This is a genomic window from Halarsenatibacter silvermanii (assembly GCF_900103135.1).
Classification (GTDB): domain Bacteria; phylum Bacillota; class Halanaerobiia; order Halanaerobiales; family Halarsenatibacteraceae; genus Halarsenatibacter; species Halarsenatibacter silvermanii.
The window spans coordinates 1-2,184 of sequence record NZ_FNGO01000062.1 but is presented as its reverse complement, the minus strand read 5'-3'; the positions used below and the strand labels follow the sequence as shown (position 1 = coordinate 2,184).

Below are 2,184 nucleotides of genomic sequence, written 5' to 3'. Positions count from 1 at the left end.
TAAATTTGAAGAAAAACAGCAAGAATGTCAGGTGAAACAGGTTAATGACAATTTAACCAGAGAAGATTTACAGGAATTAAAAAAGCTGCGGAGACAGGTAAACGATAATGAATTGATTGCCGATTATCAAAATTCAATGAGAGAATTTCAAAAAATATGTCAGGTCAGTATTGAAAAGGCCTCTTCCAGCCTGGGATTAGCTCTCAATCCTTATCTGGTGCAGCAGTCCTGTTGAATTAGCAGGATTTACCTGTAAATTATGCGATAAAAATATTTCAGCTCAGAGTATAAATATTTTGGAAAATTTATAGTGATGATTATCGCCAGAGGATTTGACCAGTCTGGTGGCGGCTTCGACATAATTTAATGAAGTTCGTAAGATTTTGAAAATATGGATACCCTGCATAATGCCAGCTGTTTTTCTGGCTTAGAGGTCGTAGTCCAAATGAAAGCCCCGCTCTCTGCATAATTTTTTGCAGAAAGCGGAGTAAGTCCTCTGATATATATCTTTTGTTTCATTTTTCTCTTTCTTCTTCCAGTCTCCGATTAAGATATTCTATTTCTTTTTCAAGCTCCACAACTTTTTTGCGAAGTTCTATTTTTTCATCTGTATTCCCGCTATAATTTTCTTCAGGACTTTTTTCCCTGTAGCGTTCTTCACGATCATTCCAGGGCGGCTGGAAGGGGGAGCCTCCTCTTCTGAAAAAGAAGATATAGATGAAAAACCCAAAAAAGATCAGAGGAAAAAACCAGCCAAAACAGTAAGGCATTTTTCTGTCACCTCCCTGTGAGAGGAATTCAGCCGGACTGCACTGCAAATATTACAGCCCGGCTGGAAGCTATCTATACGATATTATCTTTTCGGGTTATCAGTCTGGTCATCTTCCGCTGCAGACATCATTTCTTCCATCATTGTTTGACAGTGATTCATAGCCTGCTCACACATCTTTCGGCCTTTTTCCTGCATTTCCCGGGCCTGTTCAGAATTTTTTGGCTGCATAAACATCATATCTGTCACCCCCTTTATTAGTTTTTATTTATATAAACAATTATTTATATAAAGAATAAAATTTTTAATCCTTAATTATCAGTATATGATTTTATGATTATATAAATTATAATTTATATTTCTTTCAATTATAATTTAACATAGACCAGAATCTCTGTCAAGGCTAAAATGAAATAATTTAAGTAGAAGCTGAAAAAAGACATCTCAGCTGGCTTCAATCCTGAAAAAATTTACAGTTCCGCCAGGGAGGCCATTTAAAGTCGAAATCGGTTTCCTCTGAGGAATATTGTTCCAGATGACTGCTCAGCTCCAGAAGATCTTCTACCAGTTTTTCATCTTTAATATAATTGTAGGCAAAAGTTTTCTTTCTATTAGTAGCCACCAGGCCTCTCTGGCGCAAAGTTTTCAGATGAAAAGAGACAAGAGGCTGCGAGAGACCTGTTACCTCCACAATTTCATTGACCGACCTGGGGGCTTCCTGCAGGGCAAATAAAATCTGCAGCCTGTTTTTTTCTCCCAGAGTATTGAGAAACTCCGCAAAGGCGTCGATAAATTTATCGTCCTTAACCATAATAATCTCTCCTGCTGTTAAATTTGGTCTTTTTTGCAGCGGCCGGATATAACTATAAATTCCAGACTATATAAATCCTTATTTATATAATAGCAGTAATTTAACTGTCTGTCAAATAAAAGCTGTAAGCCGACAGGTTATGTCGTTTGCAAGGTTAATACTGGTTTATAAGCTCGTTCAAACGAGTTGAAAAATAAAAAGAATTACCCTATAATGTATCTAGGGGATATGTATAAAAGAGCAATTAAATTAATTTAATAGGGGGCTTTAAAAATGGAGGAATTAAAAGAAAAATTTTATGATCTATCTGACAAAGAAAAGCTGGAATTTGCCCGGGCAATTATGCCTGAAATTTGTCAACTTGTTAAAGGTAATCCTGAACAGATGCAGAAAATGATGTCTTCCTGTATGGATATGATGGGTGAAGAAGAAATGGATATGAGTCAGATGATGCAGATGATGGGTAATATGAATATGATGGGAGAAGATAATTAATTCAATAAAAAATTTTGTGTTTGGCAAATAAAAAGTACAGAGTGTGGAAACTAAAAATTACATAGCATCCCAGGTAATGTATTGATGTTGGTTTTGACTTTATGGTTGT

General features: G+C 35.9%; 5 protein-coding genes. 2 read left to right on the top strand and 3 right to left on the bottom strand.

The features are described 5' to 3' along the window. Positions 1-235, top strand: a 235-nt coding sequence (locus BLT15_RS12980; protein WP_143423112.1) for a YlbF family regulator, incomplete at its 5' end; no start/stop codon positions are given. A 280-nt stretch (positions 236-515) separates the two neighbouring features. On the opposite strand, the gene BLT15_RS12975 is transcribed toward BLT15_RS12980, so the two are convergent. From BLT15_RS12975 to BLT15_RS12970, 3 genes are all read right to left on the bottom strand, one after another. Next, entirely contained in the window at positions 516-770 is a 255-nt protein-coding gene (locus tag BLT15_RS12975; RefSeq protein WP_089762503.1) for a hypothetical protein, read from the bottom strand. A gap of 83 nt (positions 771-853) precedes the next feature. After that, positions 854-1,009 (bottom strand): hypothetical protein, encoded by a 156-nt coding sequence (locus BLT15_RS13380; RefSeq protein WP_159429973.1) that lies wholly within the window; start codon positions 1,007-1,009, stop codon positions 854-856. 214 nt (positions 1,010-1,223) lie between these two features. Next, positions 1,224-1,580 carry an ArsR/SmtB family transcription factor gene (locus tag BLT15_RS12970; protein ID WP_089762501.1) on the bottom strand — a complete coding sequence of 119 codons (357 nt, stop codon included), beginning with the start codon at positions 1,578-1,580 and terminating at the stop codon, positions 1,224-1,226. Between the two features lie 273 nt (positions 1,581-1,853). Here BLT15_RS12970 and BLT15_RS12965 point away from each other — a divergent pair, with 273 nt between their 5' ends. Further along, the gene (locus BLT15_RS12965) at positions 1,854-2,075 is read left to right on the top strand and encodes a hypothetical protein (protein ID WP_089762499.1); all 222 of its coding nucleotides are present in this window, start codon (positions 1,854-1,856) and stop codon (positions 2,073-2,075) included. Positions 2,076-2,184: the final 109 nt, after the last annotated feature.

What these genes read in the sequence shown, in the direction of transcription:
- BLT15_RS12975 (WP_089762503.1), bottom strand. Translation starts at nt 770, where the DNA reads ATGCCTTACTGTTTTGGCTGGTTTTTTCCTCTGATCTTTTTTGGGTTT.
- BLT15_RS13380 (WP_159429973.1), bottom strand. Translation starts at nt 1,009, where the DNA reads ATGATGTTTATGCAGCCAAAAAATTCTGAACAGGCCCGGGAAATGCAG.
- BLT15_RS12970 (WP_089762501.1), bottom strand. Translation starts at nt 1,580, where the DNA reads ATGGTTAAGGACGATAAATTTATCGACGCCTTTGCGGAGTTTCTCAAT.
- BLT15_RS12965 (WP_089762499.1), top strand. Translation starts at nt 1,854, where the DNA reads ATGGAGGAATTAAAAGAAAAATTTTATGATCTATCTGACAAAGAAAAG.